This is a genomic window from Streptomyces sp. NBC_01476 (assembly GCF_036227265.1).
GTDB lineage: Bacteria > Actinomycetota > Actinomycetes > Streptomycetales > Streptomycetaceae > Actinacidiphila.
Genome location: NZ_CP109446.1, coordinates 916,481 through 943,028, shown reverse-complemented (window position 1 = coordinate 943,028; position 26,548 = coordinate 916,481). Strand labels below are relative to the sequence as shown.

Annotated in this window: 27 protein-coding genes; 15 read left to right on the top strand and 12 right to left on the bottom strand. The window is 72.3% G+C overall.

Going from position 1 to position 26,548, the window contains the following annotated elements; all coding sequences use genetic code 11:
* Positions 1–35: 35 nt before the first annotated feature.
* The 5 genes from OG552_RS04145 to OG552_RS04125 all read right to left on the bottom strand — a co-directional run bounded on the left by OG552_RS04145 (position 36) and on the right by OG552_RS04125 (position 5,153).
* Positions 36–1,025: a zinc-dependent alcohol dehydrogenase family protein gene (locus tag OG552_RS04145; protein WP_329129679.1), complete on the bottom strand. Its 990-nt coding sequence runs from the start codon at positions 1,023–1,025 to the stop codon at positions 36–38.
* The gene (locus tag OG552_RS04140; protein WP_329129678.1) at positions 1,022–1,915 is read right to left on the bottom strand and encodes a carbohydrate ABC transporter permease; all 894 of its coding nucleotides are present in this window, start codon (positions 1,913–1,915) and stop codon (positions 1,022–1,024) included. The genes OG552_RS04145 and OG552_RS04140 overlap by 4 nt, the downstream gene beginning before the upstream one ends.
* Positions 1,915–2,886, bottom strand: a complete 972-nt coding sequence (locus OG552_RS04135) for a carbohydrate ABC transporter permease (protein ID WP_329129676.1) — start codon at positions 2,884–2,886, stop codon at positions 1,915–1,917. The genes OG552_RS04140 and OG552_RS04135 overlap by 1 nt, the downstream gene beginning before the upstream one ends.
* A gap of 4 nt (positions 2,887–2,890) precedes the next feature.
* A complete protein-coding gene (locus OG552_RS04130; RefSeq protein WP_329129675.1) occupies positions 2,891–4,255 on the bottom strand; it encodes an ABC transporter substrate-binding protein in 1,365 nt (454 codons plus the stop codon).
* A gap of 136 nt (positions 4,256–4,391) precedes the next feature.
* A complete protein-coding gene (locus tag OG552_RS04125) occupies positions 4,392–5,153 on the bottom strand; it encodes a DeoR/GlpR family DNA-binding transcription regulator (RefSeq protein WP_329140528.1) in 762 nt (253 codons plus the stop codon).
* A gap of 409 nt (positions 5,154–5,562) precedes the next feature.
* Between OG552_RS04125 and OG552_RS04120 the strand changes: the two genes are divergently transcribed.
* The gene (locus OG552_RS04120; RefSeq protein ID WP_329129674.1) at positions 5,563–6,438 is read left to right on the top strand and encodes an NAD-dependent epimerase/dehydratase family protein; all 876 of its coding nucleotides are present in this window, start codon (positions 5,563–5,565) and stop codon (positions 6,436–6,438) included.
* A gap of 32 nt (positions 6,439–6,470) precedes the next feature.
* On the opposite strand, the gene OG552_RS04115 is transcribed toward OG552_RS04120, so the two are convergent.
* Together OG552_RS04115 and OG552_RS04110 are read right to left on the bottom strand one after the other, a co-directional pair.
* Entirely contained in the window at positions 6,471–7,340 is an 870-nt protein-coding gene (locus OG552_RS04115; protein ID WP_329129672.1) for a LysR family transcriptional regulator, read from the bottom strand.
* A gap of 32 nt (positions 7,341–7,372) precedes the next feature.
* Positions 7,373–7,651 (bottom strand): hypothetical protein, encoded by a 279-nt coding sequence (locus OG552_RS04110; RefSeq protein WP_329129671.1) that lies wholly within the window; start codon positions 7,649–7,651, stop codon positions 7,373–7,375.
* Between the two features lie 145 nt (positions 7,652–7,796).
* On the opposite strand from OG552_RS04110, the gene OG552_RS04105 reads away from it, so the two are divergent.
* Positions 7,797–8,153: a VOC family protein gene (locus OG552_RS04105; protein ID WP_329129670.1), complete on the top strand. Its 357-nt coding sequence runs from the start codon at positions 7,797–7,799 to the stop codon at positions 8,151–8,153.
* A gap of 42 nt (positions 8,154–8,195) precedes the next feature.
* Here the strand turns inward: OG552_RS04105 and OG552_RS04100 are convergent, their stop codons facing one another.
* Positions 8,196–8,609: a DUF2795 domain-containing protein gene (locus OG552_RS04100; RefSeq protein WP_329129669.1), complete on the bottom strand. Its 414-nt coding sequence runs from the start codon at positions 8,607–8,609 to the stop codon at positions 8,196–8,198.
* Positions 8,610–8,772: 163 nt separating this feature from the next.
* Here OG552_RS04100 and OG552_RS04095 point away from each other — a divergent pair, with 163 nt between their 5' ends.
* The 3 genes from OG552_RS04095 (at position 8,773) to OG552_RS04085 (ending at position 11,524) form a co-directional block, all read left to right on the top strand.
* A complete protein-coding gene (locus OG552_RS04095) occupies positions 8,773–9,477 on the top strand; it encodes an HAD family hydrolase (RefSeq protein WP_329129667.1) in 705 nt (234 codons plus the stop codon).
* A 28-nt stretch (positions 9,478–9,505) separates the two neighbouring features.
* Positions 9,506–11,128: a CYTH and CHAD domain-containing protein gene (locus OG552_RS04090; protein ID WP_329129666.1), complete on the top strand. Its 1,623-nt coding sequence runs from the start codon at positions 9,506–9,508 to the stop codon at positions 11,126–11,128.
* Between the two features lie 78 nt (positions 11,129–11,206).
* Complete coding sequence (locus tag OG552_RS04085) at positions 11,207–11,524, top strand: hypothetical protein (RefSeq protein ID WP_329129664.1); 318 nt, start codon at positions 11,207–11,209, stop codon at positions 11,522–11,524.
* 72 nt (positions 11,525–11,596) lie between these two features.
* On the opposite strand, the gene OG552_RS04080 is transcribed toward OG552_RS04085, so the two are convergent.
* The 3 genes from OG552_RS04080 to rfbB form a co-directional block, all read right to left on the bottom strand.
* Positions 11,597–12,355, bottom strand: coding sequence for a G1 family glutamic endopeptidase (locus tag OG552_RS04080; RefSeq protein ID WP_329129662.1), 759 nt, complete (start codon positions 12,353–12,355; stop codon positions 11,597–11,599).
* Positions 12,356–12,595: 240 nt separating this feature from the next.
* Positions 12,596–13,474, bottom strand: a complete 879-nt coding sequence (gene rfbD / locus OG552_RS04075; RefSeq protein ID WP_329129661.1) for a dTDP-4-dehydrorhamnose reductase — start codon at positions 13,472–13,474, stop codon at positions 12,596–12,598.
* Entirely contained in the window at positions 13,471–14,460 is a 990-nt protein-coding gene (gene rfbB, locus OG552_RS04070) for a dTDP-glucose 4,6-dehydratase (RefSeq protein ID WP_329129660.1), read from the bottom strand. Before rfbB ends, rfbD begins: the two co-directional genes overlap by 4 nt.
* A 111-nt stretch (positions 14,461–14,571) precedes the next feature.
* On the opposite strand from rfbB, the gene rfbA reads away from it, so the two are divergent.
* Positions 14,572–15,486: a glucose-1-phosphate thymidylyltransferase RfbA gene (rfbA, locus tag OG552_RS04065; protein WP_329129659.1), complete on the top strand. Its 915-nt coding sequence runs from the start codon at positions 14,572–14,574 to the stop codon at positions 15,484–15,486.
* On the opposite strand, the gene rfbC is transcribed toward rfbA, so the two are convergent.
* Positions 15,452–16,069 (bottom strand): dTDP-4-dehydrorhamnose 3,5-epimerase, encoded by a 618-nt coding sequence (rfbC, locus tag OG552_RS04060; RefSeq protein ID WP_329129658.1) that lies wholly within the window; start codon positions 16,067–16,069, stop codon positions 15,452–15,454. The two genes, rfbA and rfbC, sit on opposite strands and share 35 nt — an antisense overlap.
* A gap of 250 nt (positions 16,070–16,319) precedes the next feature.
* Here rfbC and OG552_RS04055 point away from each other — a divergent pair, with 250 nt between their 5' ends.
* The 9 genes from OG552_RS04055 to OG552_RS04015 all read left to right on the top strand — a co-directional run bounded on the left by OG552_RS04055 (position 16,320) and on the right by OG552_RS04015 (position 26,496).
* A complete protein-coding gene (locus OG552_RS04055; protein ID WP_329129657.1) occupies positions 16,320–16,934 on the top strand; it encodes an acyltransferase in 615 nt (204 codons plus the stop codon).
* Positions 16,935–17,386: 452 nt separating this feature from the next.
* Positions 17,387–18,595 (top strand): hypothetical protein, encoded by a 1,209-nt coding sequence (locus OG552_RS04050; RefSeq protein ID WP_329129656.1) that lies wholly within the window; start codon positions 17,387–17,389, stop codon positions 18,593–18,595.
* A complete protein-coding gene (locus OG552_RS04045; protein ID WP_329129654.1) occupies positions 18,592–19,359 on the top strand; it encodes a WecB/TagA/CpsF family glycosyltransferase in 768 nt (255 codons plus the stop codon). The genes OG552_RS04050 and OG552_RS04045 overlap by 4 nt, the downstream gene beginning before the upstream one ends.
* Positions 19,359–20,615, top strand: a complete 1,257-nt coding sequence (locus OG552_RS04040) for a nucleotide sugar dehydrogenase (RefSeq protein ID WP_329129652.1) — start codon at positions 19,359–19,361, stop codon at positions 20,613–20,615. The genes OG552_RS04045 and OG552_RS04040 overlap by 1 nt, the downstream gene beginning before the upstream one ends.
* Positions 20,616–20,619: 4 nt before the next feature.
* On the top strand, positions 20,620–21,783 hold the full coding sequence (gene wecB / locus OG552_RS04035) for a non-hydrolyzing UDP-N-acetylglucosamine 2-epimerase (protein WP_329129650.1): 1,164 nt from the start codon (positions 20,620–20,622) through the stop codon (positions 21,781–21,783).
* A 92-nt stretch (positions 21,784–21,875) separates the two neighbouring features.
* Positions 21,876–22,772, top strand: a complete 897-nt coding sequence (locus OG552_RS04030; RefSeq protein ID WP_329129649.1) for a chain length determinant protein — start codon at positions 21,876–21,878, stop codon at positions 22,770–22,772.
* Positions 22,773–22,817: 45 nt separating this feature from the next.
* The gene (locus tag OG552_RS04025; RefSeq protein WP_329129647.1) at positions 22,818–24,482 is read left to right on the top strand and encodes an oligosaccharide flippase family protein; all 1,665 of its coding nucleotides are present in this window, start codon (positions 22,818–22,820) and stop codon (positions 24,480–24,482) included.
* A 5-nt stretch (positions 24,483–24,487) separates the two neighbouring features.
* A complete protein-coding gene (locus tag OG552_RS04020; RefSeq protein ID WP_329129646.1) occupies positions 24,488–25,678 on the top strand; it encodes a hypothetical protein in 1,191 nt (396 codons plus the stop codon).
* Positions 25,675–26,496 (top strand): glycosyltransferase family 2 protein, encoded by an 822-nt coding sequence (locus tag OG552_RS04015; RefSeq protein WP_329129644.1) that lies wholly within the window; start codon positions 25,675–25,677, stop codon positions 26,494–26,496. Before OG552_RS04020 ends, OG552_RS04015 begins: the two co-directional genes overlap by 4 nt.
* Positions 26,497–26,548 lie beyond the last annotated feature (52 nt).

The following is a 26,548-nucleotide window of genomic DNA, read 5'->3' as shown; positions in this document are numbered from 1 at the left end:
CCGGTGCGGGGGCAGGCGCGGGGCCCGGCGCCGGGTCAGGGCGTCACCTGGATCTTGCGGCCCTTGCCGGCCCGGAACCGCTCCAGCGCCGCCGCGTAGTCCACCAGGGGCAGCCGGTCGCTGATGAAGACATCCGGGTCGAGCACACCGCCGGCGAAGAGTTCGGCGGCCCGTTCGTAGCTGTGCAGCACCGCCATGGACCCGGTGATGGTGATCTCCTGGTTGTAGATGCGGTACGGCTCGATGACCGCGCGCGCCGCGTAGTCGGCGACCCCGAACTGCAGATACGTGCCGCCCTTGCCGACCCGGCCGAGCGCGTCCTGGATCGCGTCGGCGTTGCCGGTGGCGTCGATCACCACGTCCCAGCCGCGCGGCCGTTCGATCTCGTCCGCGCCGGTCGCCGCCGCGCTGCACCCCAGCGACCGGGCGGTGGCCAGCCGTTCCTCGTTGATGTCCACCATGTCGACGGTGGCGGCCCCGGTGCGCTTGGCCAGTTCCATCATCATCAGGCCCATCGTGCCCGACCCGTAGATCAGCACATGGCTGGCCAGTTGGCTGCGCAGGATGTCGTAACCGCGCACCGCGCAGGACAGCGGCTCGATCAGCGCCGCGTCCTGGGTGCGGACGTGCTCGGGCAGCTTCACGCAGTTGGCGGCGGGCGCGGCGGCGTACTCCGCGGCGCCGCCCGGCACCGTGACCCCGATCGCCGCCCACCGCTCGCACAGGTTGCTGCGGCCGATCCGGCAGTAGTGGCACTCGTGGCAGTACAGCGACGGGTCGACGGCCACCTGGTCGCCGACCGCGAGACCTTCCACCCGGCCCCCGACCGCGACGATCTCGCCGGCGAACTCGTGGCCCGGCACGATCGGCAGGGTCGGCGCGAACTCGCCCTGCAGGATGTGCAGATCGGTGCCGCACAGCCCGCACGCGGCGACCCGCACCACCACATCGGACGGGCCGGGCGCCGGGTCGTCCACGGTCTCGATGCCCACCTGGCCGACGGAACTGATGACGGCTGCCTTCACTTGACGGCTCCAAGGGAAAGGCCCTGGACGAGCTTGTCCTGGGCGGCGAACCCGGCGGCGAGCACCGGTAGGGAGATGCACACGGCGGCGGCGCACACCTTGGCCAGGAACAGGCCCTGGCTGGTGACGAAGCCGGTGAGGAAGACCGGTGCGGTGTTGGCCACCACACCGGTGAGCACCCGTGCGAAGAGCAGCTCGTTCCAGCTGAAGATGAACGAGATCAGCGCGGTCGCGGCGATGCCCGGTGCGACCACCGGCGCCACGATCCGCACCAGCACGGTCGGCAGGCCGGCGCCGTCGATCGAGGCGGCCTCCAGGATCGCCACCGGGACGTCGGCGAGGAACGAGCGCATCATCCACACCGCGATCGGCAGGTTCATCGAGGTGTAGAGGATGACCAGCAGCCAGATGTTGTCCAGCAGCCCGGTGTTCTTCGCGATCAGGTACACCGGCAGCAGCCCGGCGACGGCCGGCAGCATCTTGGTGGACAGGAAGAAGAACATCACGTCGGTCCACTTGCGCACCGGCTTGATCGACAGCGCGTACGCCGCCGGGGTCGCCAGCAGCAGCACCAGGACGGTCGAGGCGACGCTCGCGGTCAGCGAGTTGATCAGCGGCGGCCAGGGGCTGACGCCGGTGCCGGAGCCGAAGAACTCCCGGTACCCGTTCAGGGTCAGTGCGGCCCCGAGGCTCGGCGGGTTGGTGGCCGCGTCCTGCTCGCTGTGCAGCGAGGTGAGCACCATCCAGGCGAACGGCAGGAAGAAGACGATCCCGCAGAGCCAGGCGAGCAGCCCCAGCAGTGTGCTGTTGCGCCGGGTGCGGCGCCGCGGGTCATGGCCGGGGGCCGGCGCGGTGGCGGCGGCGGGGGCGGTGAGTGTGGTCGCGGACATCAGCGGATCTCCTCCCGGAAGAGCGACGAGACGGTCCGCAGCGCGAAGGTCGCCACGATGATCGACAGCACCACCACGATCACGCCTTCGGCGGAGGCCTGCCCGTAGTCGTGGGCCTGGTAGAAGGTCGTGTAGACGGTGTACGGCAGGTTCGCGGTGCCGAGCCCACCCGAAGTGAGGGTGAAGACCGCGTCGAAGTTCTGCACCACGTAGACCGTGCCAAGCAGCGCCGCCAGTTCCAGATAGCGCCGCAGGTGCGGGAAGGTCAGATAGCGGAAGATGTGCCAGGCCCCGGCGCCGTCCACCCGGGCCGCCTCGGCGATGTCGGTGGGGCGGCTCTGCAGCCCGGCCAGCAGGATCAGCATCATGAACGGTGTCCACTGCCACACCAGCGACGCCTCCACCGACAGCAGCGGCACCACCGAAAGCCAGTCCGGCTGCGGCGCGTTGTCACTGCCGAACAGGCTCCACAGCCAGGTCAGCGTTCCGTTGAAGAGGCCGTACGTGGCGTTGTAGAGGGCGTGCTTCCACAGCAGCGCGGACGCCACCGGGACCACCAGGAACGGGGTGATCAGCAAGGTGCGCACCGCGCCGCGGCCGATGAACTTCCGGTCAAGCAGCAGCGCGAGGCCGAGCCCGAGCAGCAGGCTCACCGCCACCACGGCGGCGGTGAGCACCACCGTGGTGGTCAGCGCCGAGCGCAGCTGCGGATCGGTGAACTCCTCCTTGTAGTTCTGGATCCCGGCGAAGCCGCGGTCGCCGGGGTCGAGCGCGTTCCAGCGCATGAACGAGATCACCAGGGTCCCGACGAACGGCAGCTGGGTGACCACGATCATGAAGAGCAGCGCCGGCAGCAGCGGGGCGCGCCGGGCCCAGGCGCCGCGCGGCCGGGCGGCCGGCGGGGAGGAGGCCGCCCGCCCGACCGCAGATCGCGGGGCCCGCAGGCGCCGGGTGACCGAAGGGGTGCTCACACCGTCACTTCCCCGCGTACTTGTCGGCCACCTTCTCGGCGAGCGACTGGCTCGACTTCAGGGCGCTGTCGACACTGGTCCGCCCGGCGATGGCCGCGTTGATCTGCTGGGAGACCTGGGTGCCCAGATCGGTGAACTCCGGTATGCCGACGAACTGGATGCCCGGCGCCGGCCGCGGCTGCACGCCGGGGTCGGCCGGGTCGGCGGCGTCCAGCGCGGTCAAGGTCGGCTTGGCGAAGGCCGAGGAGGCCGCCACATAGCTGGGGTTGGAGTACGTCGAGGTGCGCTTGCCGGCCGGCACCCGGGACCAGCCGAGCTGCTTGCCGACCAGGTTCTCGTATCCCTTGCCGGACGCCCAGGAGATGAACTTCCAGGCGTCGTCCTGGTGTTTGCTCGCCTTCTGCAGGCCCCAGGCCCAGGTGTACAGCCAGCCCGAACTCTTGGTCTGCTCGACCGGTGCGGGCACGTATCCGATCTTCCCGGCGACCGGGGACTCCTTGGCCTCCAGCGAGCCGGCCGCCGACGTGGCGTCGTACCACATGGCGACCTTGCCCTGCTCCAAGTCGTTCAGGCACTCGGTGAAGCCGGACTGCGGGGCGCCGGCCTCGCCGTGCGCGCGGACCAGGTCGACGTAGAACTTGGTGGCCTTGGTGAACGCCGGGCTGGTCAGCTGGGCCTGCCAGTCCTTGTCGAACCAGGTGCCGCCCATGGTGTTCACCACGGTGGTCAGCGGTGCGATCATCTCGCCCCAGCCGGGCTGGCCGCGCAGGCAGATGCCCTTCATGCCGGACTGGGCGCCGTCGGCCTTCGCCGCGAGATCGGCGACCTGGGTCCAGGTCGGATTGGCGGGCATCGTCAGGTTCTTCGCGGCGAACACGTCCTTGCGGTACATCAGGAACGAGGACTCGCCGTAGAAGGGCTCCGCGTAGATCTGGCCGTTGTAGGTGAGCGATTCGCGCATCGCGGGCAGGATGTCGTTCTGGTCGAAGGAGGTGTCGGCGGTGGCCTTCGCGGTCAGCGGCGACAGCCAGCCGTTCTTGGCGTAGATCGGCGCCTCGTAGTTGCTGATGGTCGCCACGTCGTACTGTCCGGCCTGGCTGGAGAAGTCCTGGGTGATCTTGTCGCGGACGTCGTCCTCGGGGAGCACGGTGAAGTTCACCTTGATCCCGGTGGACTTGGTGAAGTTGGCAGCGGTGAGCTTCTGCAAGTCCTCCATCTGCGGGTTGTTGACCATCAGCACGTTGATCGCGTGCGATCCGCCGCCGCCGGAGCCGCCGGCTCCCGAGCAGCCCGCGGCGAGCAGGGTGCCGCACAGGGCCAGGGCGAGCGGGGGCAGTACGCGGCGGGAGGTTCTCGTGATATGCGTCATGATGTGTCCCTTTCATGACCAGGGGTGAGGGTGAGGGGGTTCCGGGCACGGCTCAGCCCGGACCGGCGTGGCCGCCGGGGGAGTTCGGATACGGGGAGCGGGGGGTGGGGGGCGGTGCGGGCGCGGAGCCCGCGGGTCAGACCCTGAAGACGCGAGGGCCGAGCAGTGCGTAGCGGTGCGCCTCGGCGCTGGACAGACCGGTGTCGGTGACGATCGCCTCGAAGTCGGCGACATCGGCGAAGCGGCAGAAGCTGCTCGCGCCGAACTTGCTGTGGTGGCCCATGAACACCCTCCGGCGGGAGACCTCCACCGCCTTGGCCTTGACGTCGGCGACGACCGGATCGGGTGTGGTCAGGCCCAGTTCGCGGGAGATGCCGTTCGAGCCCATGAACGCCAGGTCGATCACGAAGCCGGACAGCATCGCGCAGGCCCAGGAGCCGACGGTGGCCAGGGTCCGGGCCCGGACCCGGCCGCCGAGCAGCAGCACGGTGGTGTTCGGGGAGTCCGCGACGGCCGCCGCCGTGGTCAGCGAGGCGGTCACCACGGTCAGCGGCCGGTCGCCCGGCAGCAGTGCGGCGAGGATCTGCGGGGTGTAGCCCTCGTCGACGAACACGGTCTCCGCCTCGCCGAGCAGCTTGACCGCCTCGGCGGCGATCCGGCGCTTGTCGGGCACGTGCAGGGTGACCCGCTGGGCCAGGTCCGTCTCGAAACCGGCGCCTTCGACCGGATAGGCGCCGCCGTAGGTGCGGCGCACCAGGCCCCGGCGCTCCAGCACCCCGAGGTCGCGCCGGATGGTTTCCGGCGCCACCGCGAGATCGGTCGCCATGGTGGAGACGTCGACCTGTCCCTGGTGGCGGGCGAGCGCGAGGATACGGTGCTGGCGTTCCTGGGCCCGCATGACCGCCACCTCGCTTCCTCGCTCGTCCGCGCGGACCGGGCACGGCCTGCCCGGTATCGCCCGCAGAAGAGTTATACCGCCGTGCCTGTGCCCGTCCAGGGTCCGTAACGGGTGACAAAGAGCCCGGTTCGGCCCGGGTCGCCGTGGCGTTCGCGCAGCTCAACCGGGTCGCCGGTGCGGGCGCGTGACACCCGTCACCCAGTGGGGCGCTGAGCCTGCCCGGTTCGGGCCCTGCCCGTTACCGGGCACCTGCACCTATCCGGGCGGTCGGGCGGGGCTGATGCCCGACGGGTATCACAGGCGGCGGAACAGGTCTTGGACGTGGCGCCCGGATCGGCCGAGGCTGGAGGAGCCGCCGCCCGCGAGAGCGGCGGCCGATCCTGCGAACGACTGGCGAAAGGGCTCTGTCATGCGTGTCTTCCTCACCGGCGGCTCCGGTTACATCGGGCGCTCCGTCGTACCGGCCCTGCTGCGCCACGGTCACGACGTCACCGCGCTGGCCCGCAGCGCGGCGTCGGCCGCCGCGGTCACCGCGCTCGGCGCCACCCCCGTGGCCGGCGACCTGACCGACACCGCCGCTCTGCGCAGCGCCGCCGCCGCGGCGGACGGCGTGCTCCACCTCGGGTCGCACGCCGGCGCCGACACCGCGGCCGTCGACCTGGCCGCGGCCCGGGCGATGCAGGAGGGGCTGGGCGACCGGGGCACGTACGTCCACACCGGCGGGGCATGGGTGTACGGCGACACCGACGGCGTGGTGGACGAGAGCGCGGAGCAGCGGCCACCGCGGATCACCGCCTGGCGGGCGGCGAACGAACGGCAGGTCCTCGCGGCCGCCGACCGGGGCGGCCGTCCGGTGCTGGTGATGCCGGGCGTGGTCTACGGCAACGGCGGCAGCCTGACCCGGTTCTTCTTCACCGACCCGGGCCGCAAGAACGGCGCGGTCCCGCAGATCGGCGACGGCGCCAACCACTGGGCGCTGGTCCATGTGGACGATGTCGCCGAGCTGTACGTACGGGCCCTGGACGCCGCCCCGGGCACGTCCTACCTGGGGGTGAGCGACCAGAACGTGGCGCAGGCCGACATCGTCCAGGCCCTGTCCCGGGCGGCGGGCCACCCGGGCAGCGTCGAGCGGATCACCCTGGAGCAGGCGTTGGAGCGGATGGGGCCGATCGCCGAGGCGTTCGCCCTTGACCAGCAGATCACCGGCGCGCGCGCCCGCCGCGAACTCGGCTGGACTCCGCGGCACCTCGACGCGCTGGACGACCTGGCGGGCGAGAGCGTCTGAGCGGGCTCACCCGCGAGAGCGCCTGAGCCGGCTCACCGCCCGTCCTCGAAGTGGGTTCGCGCCAGCGCGGCGAACTCGGTGATCAGCGGTGTCTCGTGGGCCGCGTCCCACGCCAGGCAGACCTGGTTCGGCGGGATGTCGTCAATCGGCACATGGCACACATCGGGGCGGGTGTAGTACGCGGCGGCCGACAGCGGGAGCACGATCACCCCGTGCAGCGCCGCCACGTACTCCAGCTTCTCCTCGACGGTACGGAACCGGGGCTCGGGGGCGGAGCCGGTGGCGCTGCGCTGCGGCAGGTCACGCCACTCCGGGACCGCGTCCGGGGCCTGCAGCAGCGGGTCGCCGGCCAGGTCCGCGATGCCGAGCGCGGCCTTGCCGGCCAGGCGGTGGCTGCGGGGGAGCACCGCGACCCGGGGTTCGGTGAAGAGCGGCAGCAGCCGCAGCCCCTGGTGGTCCACCGGCAGCCGGACGAAACTGACGTCGGCCCGGCCGTCCAGCACCACCTGGGCCTGGTCGCCCCAGCTCGTCCGCACCACCTGCACGTCAAGGCCCGGGTGCCGGGCCAGCAGGGTCTGTACGGGGCCGGTGGGCGTGATGCCCGGCATGAAGGCGACGCCGAAGACGGGTGCGGTCGCGGCCGCCTGCCGGACCCGGCGGCTCAGGGCCGCGGCGGCGGAGAGCAGCCCGGGCGCGTCCTGGAGCAGCTGGGTGCCGGCCGGGGTGAGCGCGGTGGCCCGCCGGTCCCGGTCGAAGAGCCGGACGCCCAGCTCGTCCTCCAGCGCGCGGATCTGCCGGGAGAGCACGGGCTGGGCGATGTGCAGCCGGGCCGCCGCCCGGCCGAAGTGCAGCTCTTCGGCGACCGCGACGAAGTAGCGCAGCTTCCTCAGGTCCACGTCCATGCCGGTGCCTGTCTCCTCAGCGGCCTGCGGTGTCAGACGCCGGCCGGGGCGCGGATCTCCTCGACGGCCTCGACGCCCTCGACGGCCTTGACCAGCGGGGTCAGTCCGGGGTCGCGGGCGGCCTGGTCGAGCGCCTCGCGCAGCGCGGCGCTGCTGGTGGGCCTGGCGGCGGCCGGCGCGTACTCCCGTACGCTCAGCTCGTGGCCGGACTGCAGCGCGCGTTCCATATGTGCCTCGATCCGGCCGTGCGGCACCGACAGGGCGGACCAGCGGTCGGCCGGGGCGGTCAGCGCCGGGTCCCTAGCGGTCATGGGTCCCTCCAGGAGCGGGTGCGGTCGGGTCGACCCGTTCAACCGTAGCGGTTCACACCTGACCAGCGCGTACAAGCAACAGCGCGCGGGCCGGCCGGCCGCGTCCCGGCCCCGGGCCGTGACCGGCGCCGCTAGCCTGGCGGTCATGGCCTTCGTATGGGAGCAACTCGTGGTGGACGCGGCGGACCCGGCGGCCCTGGGGAGCTGGTGGGCGCACGCGCTGGACTGGGTAGTGGTCAACGCGGACCCCGACGAGTACGAGATCCGCGCGACCCCCGACACCCTGCCCGGTCTCGTCTTCGTGCCCGTCCCCGACCACAAGACCGTCAAGAACCGCCTCCACCTCGACTTCCGCCCCGACGACCAGGACGCCGAAGTCACCCGCTTCCTCACCCTCGGCGCCCACCACACCGACATCGGCCAGCGCGACACCGACCCCTGGATCGTCCTGTCCGACCCCGAGGGCAACGAATTCTGCATCCTCGCCCCCCACACGACCTGAGCCCCGGCCTGCCGGCGGCCGGGGCCCGTGGCGCGGGGTGGGTCAGTCGCGGTGGTCTTCTACGCCGAAGCCGAGGGCTCGTACGACGGCCTGGACGTTCGGGTAGGGCTCGTCGGAGGGGAGTTCCGCTACCCGGGCGACCAGTTCGTCCGGTGCCTGGTGGCGGTGGAGGGCGCCGAGCAGTGCGGACCGCTTGGCCGGGTAGATGCTGCGCTCCAGGTGCCTGGCCAGCTCGCTGCGGACCGTGACGCCCTCCGGGGTCATCCCGGCGGGCGCCGGGGCGCCCGGGCCGGTGGAACCGCCGAACTGCGCGAGCGGCTGGTCCTCTCCCGACGGCTGCGGCTCGTACGCCTCTTCGACGCCGACCGCACGGTTCGCCTTGAGCTCGCCCTGCATTTCCTTCTTGAGCTCGTCGTCCCGGGCGAAGCCGGTCTTGTTGGTTCCCTGGTCCGTCATGGGCTTGGGTCCTCCCTTGTCGTCCGTTCCCGGCGACTACCCGCCCGTTTCGTCCCGAAACGAAGACGCGCCGGACGACACGCCCGGACCGGCCGCCGCCGCGTAGCGGACCGCGGACCGGGTACCCGCCGGGAACAGTGGGAAGAACGGCCTGGAGGTGGCGGTGGCGGACGACGGAACGCAGCGGGCGGCGGCACTCTTCGATGTGGACGGCACCTTGATGGACACTGTCTACCTGCACACCGTGGCCTGGTGGGAGGCGCTGCGGCAGGCCGGCCGGCAGGTCCCGATGAGTGTGACGCACCGCTCCATCGGGATGGGCAGCGACCATCTGCTCGACCGGCTGCTCGGTGAGGACCGCGACAAGGACGGCGACAGCCGGCTCACCGCGTCGCACGACGCGCTCTACGCCCAGTACTGGACCCGGCTCGCCCCGCTGGAGGGCGCCGCCGACCTGCTGCGGGCCTGCGCGGACCGCGGCTGGCAGGTGGTGCTGGCCAGCTCGGCGTCCTCGGCGGAGCTGCGGGTGATGCGGGACGCGCTCGGCGCGGACGAGGTGATCACCGCGGTGACCACCGCGGACGACGTGGCGTCCAGCAAACCGGCGCCCGATCTCGTCCACCAGGCGCTGGAGCGGGCCGGGGTACCGGCCGGCCGGGCGGTGTTCGTCGGCGACGCGGTGTGGGACGCGCTGGCCGCGCGCCGCGCCGGGGTGCGCTGCGTCGGGCTGCTCTCCGGCGGGATGTCCCGGGCGGAACTGACCGAGGGCGGCGCCGAGGAGGTCTGGGAGGGCCCGGCGCAGTTGCTCGCCCGGCTCGACGAGAGTTTGCTGGCCGCTCCCGGCCGCCTGGCCGGGGCCGCCGAATGACACCCCGTGGTCCGGGCACGCGAGGTGTATGACCACCACCCACAACGAGCGGGAAACGAAGTTCGAAGGACCCGGCGTCTTCGACCCCGAGGCCCTGCGGCGGCTGCCGGCCGTCTCGCAGGTGCACGAGGAGGACCCCGAGGAACTGGACGCCCTCTACTACGACACCGCCGATCTGCGGCTGCTCGCCCACGGCATCACCCTGCGCCGCCGCACCGGCGGCCACGACGAGGGCTGGCACGTGAAACTGCCCGCCGACACCGGCGACAGCCAGGAGAGCGGCGGCCCCGCCGGCCGGCGCGAGATCCACGCGCCGCTGCAGGCCGGCCGGGCCGGTGACGTGCCCGGTGAGCTGAACCGGCACCTGAAGGCGTACGCCCGCGGTGCGGACCTGGTGCCGGTGGTGCACCTGCGCACCCACCGCCGGCGGCACCTGCTGCTGGACGCCCAGGGCCGCTGCCTGGCCGAGGTCGCCCAGGACCGGGTGGCCGCGCAGGTCCTCGGCACCGAGCGGCTGCACCCCGGCGAATCGGCCGCCGAAGCCGCCGCCGAGCACCCCGCGACGCCCGGCTCCAGCACCAGGCTCACCCACTGGTCGGAGATCGAGGTGGAGCAGGAGGAGGGCGACGCCAAGCTGATGCGGGCCGCCGCCAAGCTGCTCAGGGACGGCGGCTGGCACCCCTCACCCAGCGCCCACAAGCTCGACCACGCCCTCGCGGGCGGCCTGCCCGAGCAGTTCGGCAACCCCGAGCCGGGCCGCCGGCCCGCGGCCGGCTCGGCCGGTGAGGCGGTGATGAACCGGCTCGCCGGGCAGTTGGAGCTGCTGCTGAGCCACGACGCGGCGGTACGCGCCGACGAGCCGGACGCGGTGCACCAGATGCGGTCCACCAGCCGCCGGCTGCGCGGCCTGCTGCGGAGCAACCGCCGCATCCTGGACCGCGAGCGCACCGACCCGGTCGCCGAAGAACTGCGCTGGCTCACCCGCGTGCTCGGCGACACCCGTGACCACGAGGTGCTCGCCGCACGGCTGCACGACCAGGCCCGCGCCCTCACCGCCCCCGCCGACAAGGCGCTGGTGCGGCGGATCGCCGCCCAGGAGGCGCGGCGGCACGCGGAGGCACACCGTGCGGCCGTGGCCGAACTGGACTCACCGCGCTACCACGCCCTGCTCGACGCCCTGGAGAAGCTGCGGGCCGTACCGCCACTGCGCCACCGCCGGGCCGCCGTGCCCGCCGCCGAGCACCTGAGCCGGGCCGCCGCACACGACCAGCGCCGGCTCGCCGCGCGGATGGCCGCCGTCCGGAAGGCGCCCCACGGGACGGAGCGCGACCAGGCGCTGCACAACGCCCGCAAGGCCGCCCGCCGCGCCCGCCACACCGCCGAGACCGCGCTCCCTTACGGCGGTAGGCGCGCGGCCCGCTTCCGCAAGCGCACCAAAGCGCTCCAGCAGATCCTGGGCGACCACCAGGACGCCGTGATGGCCCGCGCCGCGCTGCCCGGGCTGTCCGCCGAGGCCCGCGCGGAGGGCGCCGACACCTTCGGGTACGGCCGGCTCCACGCCCGTCAGGAGACCCTGGCCCACGCCGCCCGCACCCGGCTGCCCGCCGCCTGGCGCCGCGCCGCCGCCGGCAAGCTGACCCGCTTCACGTAACGGACCCTGCGGGAGGGCCCTGCGGCCGTCCGGTCGAAAGTACGGGTTCGACCGCGCCGAGTGGGCAGGTGTTGTCGTATGACCACTTACGTCGTCACGGTTCCCGGAACGTTCCTCGAGGCTCCGCCCGAGGGTGCGCGGGAGGAGTTGGTACGTGCGCTGCGGCCGGTGGATCCGCAGGGCACCGAGTTCGGGGAGGCGGAGGAGCTGGACATCCTGACGGTTTACGAGGGGACACCCGCGTTCAGTCTGCGGCTGGAGGTGGCCGCCGACACCAAGAAGGCCGCCGAAGTGACGGCCAGGGAGCTGTCGGCGGCGGCGCTGCGGACCGCCGGCATCCCCGAGACGTCCACCTCGCTGGGCGAACCCGTGATCACCGGCATCGCCTCGGACTGACCCCGGGCCGCCATGACGAGGTGCCGGCCGCCCCGGAAGGGCGGCCGGCACCTCGTGCCTGCGGCGTACCGCTCAGCTGTGGTTCCAGGTGACGGTGAAGTTCCCGCCGCCGGACAGTGCGGAGGTCGTCGCCTTGGTGGTGCTGCCCGACGCCATGTTGATCTTGTCCGGGCCGAAGTTACCGATCGGCTGGCCGTTCGCGGACGCGTTGGAGAAGGACGCGGTGCTGAAGTGGGCCAGCGGCAGCACACCGGTGCTGCTGGACGGCGCCTCGGCGATGATCTCGGCGGACGCGTTGGACAGACCGCTCTGCGTCTTGGTGGTCGTCTTGGTCCAGCCCTTGGTGGTGTCCGAGAGGGTGAGCGTGTAGGTGTGGCCGCTCACGCTGACCGTCGAGGTGAAGTGGTCGCCAGCGCTCACCGCGTTGCTGTAGTTCACCGGGTAGGCCGGGTACATCTCGTACCACGAGTAGTACTGGGCGCGGCCGCCGGAGCAGTCCGCCTCGCTGCCGGTCTGCTCCACGGAGCTGCTGCCGTCACCGTCGAGCCCGATCCAGAACGACGAGTACGCGGTGCCGCTGCCGCAGCTCACCGACGGCTGCACCCAGCTGGCCGAGACGCTGGTGAAGGTGGTGCCGGTGGCCGCGTAACCGGCCCAGTTGGAGCTGGTGCTGTGGGTGACGCGTCCGTCCGGGCTGATGATCCGGTGGCCGGCGAGCGGTGTCAGCCGGAGCTGGCCGGCCGTGCCGGCGGCGCCGGGTACGGCCGCCAGGGATGAGAGAACTGCCGCCGCCACGGCGGACATTGCGGTGACGCGGATGGTTGCCGACATGCTGCTCCTTCTCGCGTGACTGGCGAGGACTGGTGGGGTTTCCGGGGCGCCAGTGCATGACAGTGTGCAGTCAATTCGGTACGCGACGATCCCTGTGCATGCCAACGATCGGCAAAGCTGTGCCCAAGTCACCCGCCGCGCAGGGCGAATTGGCCGCCGGTGCACCCAATGCCGGGAAACCGGGCCGCAACCTCCGCGGCCCGGTGGTGCGACCTCAGTGCCCGGTGCGGGCGGGGCCGTTCAGGAGACGCGGGCGGCCCGCAGCGCCGGCAGCGCCACCGCCAGGTCCTCACGCCACCGCGGCAGCGGCCCCAGCCCCGCCTTCGCCCAGCCCTCGTGGCCGAGCACGCTGTACGCCGGGCGCCGGGCCGGCCGCGGGAAACGGCCGGAGGTGGTCGGCCGGACCCGCTCCGGGTCGAGCCCGGACAGTTCGAAGACCGCCCGGGCCAGCCCGAACCAGGTCACGTGCCCGCTCGCCGTGCCGTGGTAGATCCCCGGGGCGGCCCGCCCGCTCAGGGCCGCGTCCCCGAGCGCGGCCAGCCGGAGTGCCAGGGTGCGGCTCCATGTGGGCTGCCCCACCTGGTCGTTCACCACCTCCAGCGTCTCCCGCCGCTCGGCGAGCCCCAGCACGGTGGTGACGAAGTTCCGGCCGTGCTCGCCGTAGAGCCACGCGGTGCGCACCACGAAGCCGCGCTCCGGGAGCAGTTCGCGCACCGCCAGTTCGCCTGCCAGCTTGCCGCGGCCGTACGCGCCGAGCGGCCCGGTGGGTGAGTCCTCGCGGTACGGGCGGTCCGCGTCGCCGGCGAAGACGTAGTCGGTGGAGAGCTGGAGCAGCGGTACGCCGTGCCGGGCGCACGCCCCGGCCAGCCGCCGTACGCCCTCGCCGTTGACCCGGGTGGCCGCCGCCTCGTCGCTCTCGGCGCCGTCCACATCCGTCCAGGCCGCGGTGTTGACCACGATGTCGTGCCCGGCGACCGCGGCGTCCACCGCCGGTCCGTCGGTGATGTCGAGACCGGCCCGGGTCAGGGCCGTCACCGTCGCTCCGGGGACCGCGTCCAGCACCGCGGTGAGGTCACGGCCGAGCATCCCGCCCGCCCCGGTCACCAGCCAGCGTGTCATTCCGGCAGCTCCGCCTTCTGCTGGAGCGGCTCCCACCAGGCGCGGTTCTCCCGGTACCAGGCCACCGTGTCGGCCAGTCCCTCGTCGAATGCGGTCAGCGGCCGGTAGCCGAGTTCGGTGGCGATCTTCTCGATGCTCAGCGAGTACCGCAGGTCGTGGCCCTTGCGGTCGGGGACGTACTCCACGCTGTCCCAGCCGGCGCCGCAGGCCCGCAGCAGGTGCCCGGTCAGCTCCCGGTTGGAGATCTCGGTGCCGCCACCGATGTGGTAGACCTCGCCGGCCCGGCCGCCGTGCAGCACCAGGTCGATGCCGCGGCAGTGGTCGGAGACATGCAGCCAGTCCCGGACATTGCCGCCGTCGCCGTAGAGCGGCACCTTGCGCCCGTCCAGCAGACGGGTGATGAAGAGCGGGATCATCTTCTCCGGGAAGTGGTAGCGCCCGTAGTTGTTGGAGCAGCGGGTGACCGTGACGTCCATCCCGTGGGTGCGGTGGTAGGCGAGCACCATCAGGTCGGAGGCCGCCTTCGAGGCGGAATACGGCGAGTTGGGCGCCAGCGGCGACTCCTCGGTCCAGCTGCCCTCGGCGATCGAGCCGTACACCTCGTCGGTCGACACATGCGCGAACCGGCCCACCCGGTGCCGCAGCGCCGCGTCCAGCAGCACCTGCGTACCGAGCACATTGGTGGTCACGAAGGGCGAGGCGTCCACGATGGAGCGGTCCACGTGCGACTCGGCGGCGAAGTGCACCACCGCGTCCTGGCCGGCCATCACCGCGTCCACCACCTCCCGGTCACGGATGTCGCCGTGCACGAAGGTGTAACCGTCCAGCCGGGCCACCTCGGCGAGGTTCGCCTCGTTGCCCGAGTAGGCCAGATTGTCCAGCACCGTGATCCGGGCGCCCGGTCCTGACGGCAGCTCACCGCGCAGCGCCGCCCGGACGAACTGTGACCCGATGAAGCCGGCGCCGCCGGTGACGAGTGTCCGCATGAGACCGTCATGCTAGGACACCGAAACGGCCAGGACGGGGCCGTTCAGGGAACTTCAGGGAACTTCGCGGTCCAACGATGGGAAACCGGGCCGGTGGCTATCATCACCGGCATGCGTGGGATTGTGCTCGCGGGCGGCACCGGGTCTCGACTGTGGCCGATCACCAAGGCCGTGTCCAAGCAGCTGATGCCGGTCTTCGACAAACCGATGGTGTACTACCCGCTGACGACCCTTGTCATGGCGGGTGTCCAGGACATCCTGATCATCACCACCCCGGACGACCGGCCGCAGTTCGAGCGGCTGCTCGGTGACGGCTCGCAGTGGGGACTCCGCTTCACCTTCGCCGCACAGGAGCGCCCGGGGGGCATCGCCGAGGCGTTCGTCATCGGCGAGCGCTTCATCGGCGACCAGCCGGTCGCCCTCATCCTCGGCGACAACATCTTCCACGGCGCCGGCCTCGGACCGCAGTTGCGCGGCTACCGGGACCCGGACGGCGGGGTGATCTTCGCGCACGCGGTCGCCAACCCGGCCGACTACGGCGTGGTCGAGTTCGACGCGCACGGCACCGCGCTGTCCATCGAGGAGAAGCCGGCCAGGCCCCGCTCCCGGTACGCGGTGCCCGGCCTGTACTTCTACGACAGCGAAGTGATCGCCATAGCCCGCAAGCTGACCCCCAGTGCCCGCGGCGAGCTGGAGATATCCCACGTCAACCAGGAGTACCTGGAACGCGGCCGGCTCACCGTCTCGGTCCTCGACCGCGGCACCGTATGGCTGGACACCGGCACCTTCCAGTCCCTGGTGCAGGCGTCGGAGTACGTCCGGGTGGTCGAGGAGCGGCAGGGCTTCAAGATCGGCTGCGTCGAGGAGGCCGCCTGGCTGGCCGGCTTCATCGACGACCGGCAACTGCTGGCGCTGGCCGAGCCGCTGCGCAAGAGCGGCTACGGCGAGTACCTGGTGGAGATCCTCGCCCAGCGCGCCGCCGACACCGGTTTCAACCACCGGACCGGGCAGTGGAGTCCGGCCTGAGCCCGGCGTAGAACGCCAGGCAGCCGGCGTACGAGGGCAGCAGTCCGCGCTCCCGCGCCTGCGCGAGCGTAGGCGCGTCGGCGTCCTTGGCGGACAGCACTGGTTCGATGCCGGCCGGCCAGGTGATGCCGAGCGCCGGGTCCAGCGGATGCACACCGTGCTCGCGGGCCGGGGCGTAGCCCTCGGAGCACAGATAGACCACCGTCGCGTTGTCGGTCAGCGCCATGAAGGCGTGGCCGAGCCCCTCGGAGAGGAAGACCGAGGCGTGGTCGGTGTCGTCCAGCCGGACCGCTTCCCAGCGCCCGAAGTCCGGCGACCCGACCCGTAGGTCGACCACCACGTCCAGCACCGCGCCACGCACGCACTTGACGTACTTCGCCTGGCCCGGAGGTACGTCGGCGAAGTGGACACCGCGCAGCGTTCCGCGTACCGACACCGAACAGTTCGCCTGGGCAGGCCGCAGTTCCCGGCCGGTCGCGGTGGCGAAATCCGCTGCCTGGAACCACTCGTGGAAGCCACCGCGGGCATCCCCGAAGATCTTCGGTTCGTGCACCCAGGCCCCGGGGATGCCGAGCTGCCTCATGCGTCGTCACGTCCTCGCGTCATCGGTGTCGCCTCTGCGGGGCGCCGCGGCGTGCGCGGACCCCGGCCGGCCCCCTGCGGCGGCGTCCCATTGTGACCACGGCCGGCGCCCGGAACCGAACAGTCCGGCCGGAAGACCGCGCACCGGGCCGCCGGGCGCCTATGCTCGCCCCACGGACACCGCGATCTGAGGGTGTCCGCTGGGGAAAGGCTCTTGGGGAAGAGCCGGCAGGGGGAAGGTCGGGCCATTGGTGGTCGGGACAGACAGCACCGTGCGGACCCGGCCGACCGCGCAGGTCGACGAGACCGCGCAGGTCGGCGAGGGCAGCACCATCTGGGAACTGGCGCAGATCCGGGAGCGGGCAGTGCTCGGCACCGGCTGCATCGTGGGCCGCGGCGCCTACGTGGGCCCGGGAGTGCGGATCGGCGACAACGTCAAACTCCAGAACTACGCGCTGGTGTACGAGCCCGCGGAGCTCGCCGACGGTGTCTTCGTCGGTCCGGCCGCGGTACTCACCAACGACCACTTCCCGCGCTCGGTCGACCCGTCGGGGAAGCTCAAGCGCGGCGAGGACTGGGAGGCCGTCGCGGTACGCGTCGCCGAAGGGGCCTCGCTGGGCGCCCGTTCGGTCTGCGTGGCCCCGGTCGCGGTGGGCCGCTGGGCTCTGGTCGCGGCGGGCGCCGTGGTCACCCGGGACGTACCGGACTTCGCGCTGGTCGCGGGGGTCCCGGCCCGCCGGATCGGCTGGGTCGGCCGGGCCGGCGTACGGCTGGTCGAGCGGGCCGGCGAACCGGGGCTGTGGGAGTGTCCGGAAACCGGCGTCCTGCACGACGAGAAGGACGGCGTGCTCACCGAACGGTGCTGAACCCGCCGCGCCGGAACGGTATGTGAACGGATGGCGGCAGGTTTCCGCAAAACGTCAATCACCGCACATCCACCGGCATATCGTGTTCCACGTTGCAGGCCGGCGCGACCGGGGGACCGGCATGGTTCGCGCTCAGCGGGGGGTTGGAGCGATCGGTGACGGCAGCGGCGGCCGGGGCCCGCGAGGGGGTTCCCGAGACCGGCGGGGTCCGCGCCTGCGTCCGGCCGTCATGCCGTAGTGCCGGAATCCCGGGGCGGTGAGGGACCACCGCGGGGCCGGTCGACAAAGCGACCAGGGGGGCTGGTGTGCCAGACCGAAACGGTCCTGGCGGGTGCCGCGCACACCGCCGGGCCGGTGGTCCGTGCCGCGCACGGACGCTCCTTCTCCGGTGTACGCGTGCGAGTTGAGTACACCCGCGGGCAGGGCATGCCCATGATCATTGTGAGGGGACGATGACCACGACACGTTTGCTCGCCCTGAACGGCGAGGACCCACCGCTGCACGCACTGGCCGGGCGGCTGCTCGCACTCGCGGAGGCCGGACTGCCCGCGATGTACCTGCCCGACCAGGACACCTTCGTCTTCACCCGGGCCGCCAGGCCCGCACCCGGTGGCGGCTGGACGCTCGACAGCCGCGGCCACAGCACCCGCTATGCGGCCATCACGGTGCTGGGCGCCCGGCTGCTGCCCGAGGACCGGCAGCGCGCGGTGTTCGGCGGCCACAGCGCCGAGGAGTTCACCGGCCTGCTGATCCGGCGGCTGCCGCAGGTGACCAACCTCGGCGACGCCGCCCTGATCGCCTGGGCCGCTGCCGAGACCGGCCACCCCGGGCTCGACCACGCCCTCGGCCGGATGGCCGCGCTGGACGCCGACGGCGGCCCCCGGTACACCGTGGAAGCCGCCTGGGTGCTCTCCGCGCTCGCCGCCGCCCGGAACACCGTCGACGTCGAGCAGCCGCTCGCCGCCGCCCGCGACCGCCTGCTGGCGGCCAGGACCGGCGGCAGTCCGCTCTTCCCGCACGCCACCGCGCCCGGCCTGGTGCCCTGGTACCGCGCCCACGTCAGCTGCTTCGCCGACCAGACCTACCCGCTCCAGGCCCTGGCCCGTGCCCACGCCGGCGCCGACGACCCGCGGGCGCTGGCCGCCGCCGACGCCTGCGCCGCCCGCATCTGCCGGCTCCAGGGCGACGCGGGCCAGTGGTGGTGGCACTACGACGCCCGCACCGGCGGCGTCGTCGAGGGCTACCCCGTCTACAGCGTCCACCAGCACGCGATGGCGCCCACCGCGCTCTTCGACCTCGCCGACGCCGGCGGCACCGACTTCCGGTCCGCGATCCGGCGGGGCCTGAGCTGGATGGCCGGACCCGCCGAACTCGCCGCCGAGGCCGACCCCGAGCCCATCGTCCGGGACGAACTCGCCGTCACCTGGCGCAAGGTCTACCGCGGCGACCCCAAGAAGGCGGTCCGCGCCGCCCGCGGCCTGACCACCCGGGCGGTGCGCACCTCGCGGATCGCCCCGCTCGACCGGATCTTCCGGCCCACCGCGATCGACCGCGAGTGCCGGCCGTACGAGTTCGGCTGGCTGCTCCACGCCTGGCTGGCACCGGACCGGGCCGGGAAACAGGCCGGACGTCCGCAGCAGTTCGCGGGGGAGCAGGGATGACCCGGCGGACCCTCTTCGGCGTCGAACTCGACGCGCTGACCATGGACCAGACCGTCCAGCACTGCCTGGCCGCCGTCCACGAGGACCGCCGGCTGGAGATCGGCGTGGTCAACGCCGCCAAGCTGGTCAACATGCGGCGCGACCCGCGGCTGGCCGCGGCCGTCGCCGGCTGCGACATCGTGGTGGCCGACGGCCAGGCGGTGGTCTGGGCGAGCCGGGTGCTGCGCGCCCCGCTGCCCGAACGGGTCACCGGCATCGACCTGTTCACGCGGCTGCTGGCCGAGGCCGGCCCTCTGGACCTCGGGGTCTACTTCCTCGGCGCCCGCAAGGACGTCCTCGACCGGATGATCGGCGAGGTCCGCGAGCGCTTTCCCCGCTTGCGTATCGCCGGCTACCGCGACGGCTACTTCGAGGACGCAGAACAGGAGGCGATCGCCGACGCCATCGCGGCCAGCGGCGCGCAACTGCTCTTCCTCGGCATGACCTCGCCCAAGAAGGAGATCTTCACCGCCGCCTACGGCAAGCGCACCGGCGTCCACGTCGTGCACGGCGTCGGCGGCTCCTTCGACATCCTCGCCGGCGTCACCAAGCGGGCCCCCGGGGCCTGGCAGCGGCTCGGCGTCGAGTGGCTCTACCGCCTGCTCCAGGAACCGCGCCGCCTCGCCCGGCGCTACCTCACCACCAACGCGGCCTTCGTGCTGATGACGGCCCGGGAACTCATTCGCCGCACGCCCGCGGCCGGTTCTGCGAACAGGAGTCTTTGATGCGCGTCGTCGTCGTCGGACAGGGATACGTAGGACTGCCGCTCGCCATCCGCGCCGCGGAGGTCGGGCACGAGGTCATCGGCTACGACGTGGACGCCGGCCGGGTCAAGAGCCTGACCGCCGGGGTGTCCTTCGTGGAGGACGTCGCCTCCGAGCGGATCACCGCCGCCCTGGACAAGGGCACGTACCGGGCCAGTGACGCGGCCCGGGACTGCGGCGGCTTCGACATCGCCGTGGTGACCGTACCGACGCCGCTCACCGACGGCATACCGGACCTGCGGTACATCGAGGAGTCGGCCCGCACCCTGGCCCGCTACCTGCGGCCCGGCGCCACCGTGATCCTGGAGTCGACCACCTACCCCGGCACCACCCAGGAACTGTTCGCACCGCTGCTGGAGGACGGCTCCGGCCTCACCGCGGGCACCGACTTCCACCTCGGCTACAGCCCCGAGCGGATCGACCCGGGCAACCCGGTGTGGGGTTTCAAGGAGACCCCGAAGGTCGTCTCCGGCGTGGACGCGGCCTCGCTGAAGGCCGTCCAGACCTTTTACGACGGCCTGGTCGACACCACCGTGCCGGTCGGCTCGCCCAAGGAGGCGGAGCTGGCCAAGCTGCTGGAGAATACCTTCCGGCACGTCAACATCGCGCTGGTCAACGAGATCGCGATGTTCGCCCGGCACCTGGACATCGACGTCTGGCAGGCCATCGACGCCGCCTCCAGCAAGCCGTTCGGCTTCATGAAGTTCACCCCGGGACCCGGTGTCGGCGGCCACTGCCTGCCGATCGACCCCTCGTACCTGTCCTGGCGGGTACAGCGCGAACTCGGCCAGAGCTTCCGCTTCGTGGAGCTGGCCAACGACATCAACGGCCACATGCCCGACTACGTGACCCGCCGGATCATGGACGCCTTCAACCGGCGCCGCCGCTCGGTCAACGGCTCCCGGGTGCTGCTGCTGGGCCTGGCCTACAAGAAGAACACCGGCGACGCCCGCGAATCGCCGTCGCTGCGCATCTCCCAGCTGCTGCTGGACATGGGCGCCAAGGTCAGAGCCGCCGACCCGCACGTGGTGGAGACCGCCGCGGTCGACCCGCGGCTGGTCCGGGTGGAGCTGACCAAGAAGGAACTCGCCAACGCCGACGTGGTGGTGCTGCTCACCGACCACGACGCCTTCGACTACGACCTGGTGACGGAGCACGCCTCCCTCGTCCTCGACTGCCGCCGGCGGCTGTCCGGACCGGCGATCGAGGTGCTGTGAACCGATGGATCCCACCGACCGCACCCGACCAGAGGACCCTGCGAACTCCGTGATGAAGATCGTCTGCGTGGCCGGGGCCCGCCCCAACTACATGAAGATCAAACCGGTGATGGACGCCCTGGAGGGCCGCGGCGCCGACGTCGTCCTGGTGCACACCGGACAGCACTACGACGACGCCATGAACGACGTCTTCTTCCGCGACCTCGGCATCCGCCCGCCCGACCGCTTCCTCGGCGTCGGCTCCGGCAGCCACGCCGAGCAGACCGGACGGGTGATGACCGCCTTCGAGCCGCTGCTCGACGAGGTCGCCCCGGACGCCGTGGTGGTCGTCGGCGACATCAACTCCACGCTGGCCTGCGCCCTGGTGACCGCCAAGGCCGGCCCGCTGCTGGCCCATGTCGAAGCCGGCCTGCGCAGCCGCGACTGGACCATGCCCGAGGAGATCAACCGGGTCGCCACCGACCGGGTCAGCGACTATCTGCTCGCCTCCTCCCCGGACGCGGCCGGCAACCTGCGGGCCGAGGGCTACCGCGACGACCAGATCCACCTGGTGGGCAACGTCATGATCGACACGCTGCTCAGCAACCTCGAACGGGCCCGCCGCTCCGACGTCCTGGCCCGCCACGGACTGCGCCCCAAGCAGTACGGCCTGGTCACCCTCCACCGGCCGGCCAACGTCGACGACCCCGCGGTCCTCGGCGGCCTGCTCAAGGCGCTCGGCGAGATCGCCGCCGACTGCCCGCTGCTGCTCCCGGTGCATCCGCGGGCGGCCGGCCGGCTCGCCGAACTCGGCGTACCCGACGGCATCCACCTGGTGCCGCCGGCCGGCTATCTGGACTTCATCGCCCTGCAGGACGCCGCGCGGGTGGTGCTCACCGACTCCGGGGGAGTGCAGGAGGAGACCACCGCGCTCGGCGTGCCCTGTGTGACCCTGCGGGACAACACCGAACGCCCCATCACTGTCGAGCAGGGCACCAACGTCCTGGCCGGCCGGGACCCGGACCGGATCGTGGACACCACCGCCCGGGTGCTCGCCGCCCCGCCGGCCCCCCGCCGGCCCGCCCTGTGGGACGGCCGGGCGGCCGAGCGGATCGCCGATGTGCTGCTGGCGGGAGGCACCGCGGCCGGCCGCCCCAGACCCACCGACCAGCCGGTGCGGACGGGATGAGCCGCCGGGCTTCCAGCGGCCGAAACGGCTCTCGTCCGGCAATCGCACACCATATGCTGATCACGCAACACGGGGCTGTGAGGGGGATGTCCATGGATCTCGCAGAGATCTACCGGGTCATGCGCAGACGTTGGTACGTCCTGCTGCCCGGGCTAGTGCTCACCGCGGCACTGACGATCGGCGCGTACGTCAAAGTGCCGGTCACCTATCAGTCGCAGAGCACGGTGGTGCTCCTGAACTCCCAGAAGGCCACGGTCGCCTTCAACGGCAATCCGTTCCTGAGCACCCAGCTCTCGCTCAACGGCATGGCCGACAGCCTGGCCCGCAACCTCAACTCCGACGCCGCGCTGGCCCACTTGAAGTCGCAGGGCGCGCACAGCACCACCGTCGCCAAGATCGCGGACAACGCGCTCGGCCCGCTGATGTGGCTCACCGCCACCGGCAACGACAAGCGGGATGTGCTGGCCTCCGACCGGCTGCTGACCTCCTATGCCGCCGAGCGGCTGGAGGAGTTCCAGACCGATCAGTCGGTGCCGGACGACGCGATGATCCGGATGGCCACCATCGTGCCGCCGCAGAACCCGGTCGCGCAGACCAAGACGCGCTACGAATACCTGGTCGCGGCCGGGTTGCTGGGCATCGTGGTCAGCATGGTCGCCACCTTCTACGCGGAGGCCCGCAGCCGCACCGGCGCGCGCTCCCGGCCACCGGAGGGACGGCACGCCGCCGACCCGGCGGACGAGGCCGGGGGCGGCGCGAGCACGCCGGGCAGCGGACCGGACAGTGCTTCCGTCGACGGCACCGCCGCTGCGGCCGGCACCGGGAAACCGCCGGCCGCCCGCCACACCCCCCGGTGGTCGATGTCCGGGGCCCGGGACACCGACCTCCCCTCGGACCCGTCCCCTTCCGGCCCGGCCGGCCGCGTCACGGCGGACACCCTGCCGGCCGGCACCGAAGCGACCGACACCGAAGCGCACCGGTTCGTCTGACCGTGCACCACGCTTCCCACGAGCCGCTCGGCAAGGAGCCGTCTCATGCACAGGGCGCGCGCCACAGACACCACGGCGGGCGGGACCGCCGACCGGCCCGGCACCGCACCGCGCCCGGTGCGCCGGGTCCCCTCCTGGGCTGTCCAGGGTGGTCCGGACGACGACGAGCCGTTCGCCGCCGCACCGGTGATCTCCGACAGTTCGCCGCCACCGGTCCGTGACCCCGCGAGCCCCGCCACCGCACCCGCCGCCGTACCCGCCGCACCGCCGGCCGTACCGTCACTCGGCCGCAAGGTCCGCTCCGCCGCCCGCTGGAGCCTGATCAACACCGTCGTCATGCGGCTGGGCAACTTCGTCACCGGCATCCTGCTGGCCCGGTTCGCGCTCGGCCCCTCCGCCTGGGGCGTCTACGGCATCGCCCAGACCGTGCTGCTGGTCCTGCTGGCCGCCAACGAACTCGGCGTCGGCCTTGCCATCATCCGCTGGGACGGCGACGCCCGGCGCTTCTCGCCCACCGTGCTGACGCTCAGCGCGGCCTCCAGCACCGCGCTGTACGCCGTGCTGTACGCGGCGGCCCCCGCGGTGGCGAGCGCCGTCGGCTCGCCGGACGCCGCCGGTGTCCTGCGGGTGATGTGCCTGTGCGTGATCCTCGACGGCATCGCCCAGGTGCCGGCCGGCTTCCTCACCCGTGAGTTCGCCCAGGGCCGCCGGATGGTCATCGACGCGGTCAACTTCGTCATCAGCACCGGGATCACCCTGCTGCTGGCCTTCGACGGCATGGGCGCGATGAGCTTCGCCTGGGGCTCGGTGGCCGGCAACGTCGCCGCGCTGATCGGCTTCTGCCTCGCGGCGCCCGGCACGCTGAGGTTCGGCTGGGACCCCCGGCAGGCCAGAGCGCTGCTGCGGTTCGGAGTGCCGCTGGCCGGCGCCAGCCTGCTGGCGCTGTGCGTGGTCAACCTGGACACCCTGGTGGTCGGCTCCACCCTCGGCAGCGTCTCCCTGGGCTTCTACGTCCTGGCGTTCAACATCTCCGGCTGGCCGGTCCGGATCATCTCCGAGGCCGCCCGCCGGGTCTCCTTCGCCGGTTTCTCCCGGCTGGCCGACTCCCCGCAGGCGCTCGCCCGGGGGTTCAGCCGGGCCCTGGGGGTCCTGGTCACCGGGACCGTCCCGCTGTGCGTCCTGCTCGGCGGGCTCGCCACCCCGGTGGTACAGCTCATCTACGGCAGCAGATGGGTGCCCGCGGCCAGGGCACTGCCCTGGCTGATGGCCCTGGGCCTGATCCGGATCGGCTGCGAACTCGCCTACGACTGCCTGGTCGCGGTCGGCCGGCGCCGGTCACTGGTCGGGGTGCAGGCGCTGTGGCTGCTCGCACTCCTGCCCGTCCTCGTCCTCGCCGCCCGTACCCATGGCATCGTCGGGGTCTCCCAGGGCCATGTCCTGGTGGCCGGCGGCATCGTTGTACCGGTGTTCCTGCTCGCGCTGAGCCGGGCCGGCATCAGCGTCCGCTGGATCGCCAGAGCCTGCGCCTGGCCCTTCCTCGGCGGCGCCGTCATGGCCGTCACCATCCTCGGCCTCGAGTGGCAGTTCGGCGACAGCCGGCCGGCCCTCGTGGCCACCGGCTCGGCCGCCCTGGCGCTGTACGCGCTGTGCGTGCTGCCGAGCCGCCACTTCCTGCGCGGTACCGCGCTCACCGACCACACCACGAGGTAACCGCCATGCCCGCAGCACCGGACCGGACCAAGAGCCGCGGTCCCACCGAGCACAGACCCCGCCTCGGCAGGGGGAGACTGATCGCGCTGATCGCGGTCGGCGCGGTACTCGCCACCGTGCTCTCGGTGGCCCTGGCCACCCGCTCGGGCGAGCACGACGCCACCGGCGGGCGCTGCCCGCTCGAAGCGCTGACCTGTGCCCCCGGCCAGTCCGAATCGGTCGTCTCCGCCTCGCCGCCGGCCGGTCCCGCCACCGACGCGGGCGGCGGCGCGCAGACCTCGGGCCTCGCCCGCCCGACCCCCAGCCCCCGCGGCACCCCCAAGGCCCGGGAGACGGCCGCCAAGGACAGCACCGACGGGAAAGCCAGCGGCGGGCCCTGCACCACCTTCGCGGCCTGCGGCTTTCCCGCCGCGGACACCACCGGTCCGCGGCTGTCGATGAAGCCGCACACGACCGGCGCGATGTCGGTGAGGACCGACGGCATGGTCATCAGCCGCTGGGACATCACCGGTTCCCTCGACATCTACGCCAACAACGTCACCGTCATCGACAGCAGGATCACCTCCGACAACTGGTGGGGCATCAATCTGCGCTCCGGCTACAGCGGTCTGCGCGTCCTGCACACCACCATCACCGCGGTGCCCGGCAAAGGGCCCGACAACGGCGGAGTGGACTACGCGGTGTCGAACATGGGGACCAGCAGGATCGAGGTCGGCTGGTGCGACGTGTCGGTCTTCGGCGACGCCCTGTCCATGGGCCAGGGCGATCTGCACGACAACTACGTGCACGACGTCACCCCGTTCACGAACCTCGGCGGCGAATGGCAGCACACCAACGCCGTGATCAGCAACGGCGGCGGCACCGGCGGTCTGACCATCCGGCACAACACCCTGCTCAACCCGACCCCGGTCGACCGCGGCGCCTCCGGCAGCGTGGGCCTCTTCTCGGACACCGGCCCGGTCGTCAATGTCACCGTGCAGGACAACTGGCTGGCCGGCGGCGCCTACGCGCTCTACGCCGGCGGTGCCGGCGCCAACGGCATCAAGGTCACCGGCAACATCTTCTCCACCCAGTACCACCCGGGCTCCGGCGGCTACGGCCCGGTCGCCGCCTGGAACGCGGGTGGCGCGGGCAACGTCTGGAGCGACAACCACATGTCGGACGGAAGACCGGTCGAGCCGGGGGAGACCTCATGACCGCGCACGGCATACGGACGACCAGCCGGCTGCGCCCGGTCGTCCGCGCACCCTGGACGGTGCTCAAGCGGGCGTTCGGCTGGATCGTGCTCTTCGAACTCCGCAACAAGGTGCTGCTCGCGCCCTCCGGGGTGCGGCTGCGCCGGCTGGCCAACGCCGAGATCGCCCGCCTGGCCGCCACCCTCCCGGACCTCCCCGAACCGCTGGTCGTCACGGCGATCCCCACCTACCGCCGCCCCGAGCAACTGCTGGTCGCCGTACGGTCCGCGCTCGCGCAGACCTTCCAGGACCAGCTGATCGTCGTGGTCGACGACGGCGCGGGGATCCTGCCGGAACTCCCCGCCGACCCGCGGCTGATCGCCGTCTCCATGGGCAGGAACTCCGGTGACTGCGGGGTCGTGCGCAATGTGGCGATGCGGCTGACCCGGTCGAAGTACGTGGCGTTCCTGGACGACGACAACGTCTGGGCGCCCGACCATCTGGCCACGGCGCTGGAGGTGCTCGAAGCGCCCGGTGGCCCCGACGCCGTCTACACCGCGGTGCGCCGGGTGCTGCCCGACGGCACCGAGCACGACGTGCTGTCGGTGCCGTGGGACCGCCGCCGCAACGCCGACGAGGCGTTCGTCGACATCAACGCCTTCGTCGCCCGGCGCACCCCCTCCCTCCGGTTCAGCTGGCTCTACCGGGCCAAGGGCGTGATGCCGCGCGAGGACTGGGAGTTCGTCCGCCGCTACTCCCGGGGCCGGCGGATCCAGCACATCCCGCACGTCACCGTCCAGTACCTCGTGAACCCGACGAGCTTCTACACGCAGTGGTAGGTCCGGCAGCCGCCGCCCCTTCTGCCCATGTCCGCCCACGTCCGTCAACGTC

Excerpts from the sequence above, each read along its gene's own strand:
- OG552_RS04140 (WP_329129678.1), bottom strand. The coding sequence starts at position 1,915 with ATGTCCGCGACCACACTCACCGCCCCCGCCGCCGCCACCGCGCCGGCC.
- OG552_RS04130 (WP_329129675.1), bottom strand. The coding sequence starts at position 4,255 with ATGACGCATATCACGAGAACCTCCCGCCGCGTACTGCCCCCGCTCGCC.
- OG552_RS04125 (WP_329140528.1), bottom strand. The coding sequence starts at position 5,153 with ATGCGGGCCCAGGAACGCCAGCACCGTATCCTCGCGCTCGCCCGCCAC.
- OG552_RS04120 (WP_329129674.1), top strand. The coding sequence starts at position 5,563 with ATGCGTGTCTTCCTCACCGGCGGCTCCGGTTACATCGGGCGCTCCGTC.
- OG552_RS04115 (WP_329129672.1), bottom strand. The coding sequence starts at position 7,340 with ATGGACGTGGACCTGAGGAAGCTGCGCTACTTCGTCGCGGTCGCCGAA.
- OG552_RS04110 (WP_329129671.1), bottom strand. The coding sequence starts at position 7,651 with ATGACCGCTAGGGACCCGGCGCTGACCGCCCCGGCCGACCGCTGGTCC.
- OG552_RS04105 (WP_329129670.1), top strand. The coding sequence starts at position 7,797 with ATGGCCTTCGTATGGGAGCAACTCGTGGTGGACGCGGCGGACCCGGCG.
- OG552_RS04100 (WP_329129669.1), bottom strand. The coding sequence starts at position 8,609 with ATGACGGACCAGGGAACCAACAAGACCGGCTTCGCCCGGGACGACGAG.
- OG552_RS04090 (WP_329129666.1), top strand. The coding sequence starts at position 9,506 with ATGACCACCACCCACAACGAGCGGGAAACGAAGTTCGAAGGACCCGGC.
- OG552_RS04085 (WP_329129664.1), top strand. The coding sequence starts at position 11,207 with ATGACCACTTACGTCGTCACGGTTCCCGGAACGTTCCTCGAGGCTCCG.
- OG552_RS04080 (WP_329129662.1), bottom strand. The coding sequence starts at position 12,355 with ATGTCGGCAACCATCCGCGTCACCGCAATGTCCGCCGTGGCGGCGGCA.
- rfbD (WP_329129661.1), bottom strand. The coding sequence starts at position 13,474 with ATGACACGCTGGCTGGTGACCGGGGCGGGCGGGATGCTCGGCCGTGAC.
- rfbB (WP_329129660.1), bottom strand. The coding sequence starts at position 14,460 with ATGCGGACACTCGTCACCGGCGGCGCCGGCTTCATCGGGTCACAGTTC.
- rfbA (WP_329129659.1), top strand. The coding sequence starts at position 14,572 with ATGCGTGGGATTGTGCTCGCGGGCGGCACCGGGTCTCGACTGTGGCCG.
- rfbC (WP_329129658.1), bottom strand. The coding sequence starts at position 16,069 with ATGAGGCAGCTCGGCATCCCCGGGGCCTGGGTGCACGAACCGAAGATC.
- OG552_RS04050 (WP_329129656.1), top strand. The coding sequence starts at position 17,387 with ATGACCACGACACGTTTGCTCGCCCTGAACGGCGAGGACCCACCGCTG.
- OG552_RS04045 (WP_329129654.1), top strand. The coding sequence starts at position 18,592 with ATGACCCGGCGGACCCTCTTCGGCGTCGAACTCGACGCGCTGACCATG.
- OG552_RS04040 (WP_329129652.1), top strand. The coding sequence starts at position 19,359 with ATGCGCGTCGTCGTCGTCGGACAGGGATACGTAGGACTGCCGCTCGCC.
- wecB (WP_329129650.1), top strand. The coding sequence starts at position 20,620 with ATGGATCCCACCGACCGCACCCGACCAGAGGACCCTGCGAACTCCGTG.
- OG552_RS04030 (WP_329129649.1), top strand. The coding sequence starts at position 21,876 with ATGGATCTCGCAGAGATCTACCGGGTCATGCGCAGACGTTGGTACGTC.
- OG552_RS04025 (WP_329129647.1), top strand. The coding sequence starts at position 22,818 with ATGCACAGGGCGCGCGCCACAGACACCACGGCGGGCGGGACCGCCGAC.
- OG552_RS04020 (WP_329129646.1), top strand. The coding sequence starts at position 24,488 with ATGCCCGCAGCACCGGACCGGACCAAGAGCCGCGGTCCCACCGAGCAC.
- OG552_RS04015 (WP_329129644.1), top strand. The coding sequence starts at position 25,675 with ATGACCGCGCACGGCATACGGACGACCAGCCGGCTGCGCCCGGTCGTC.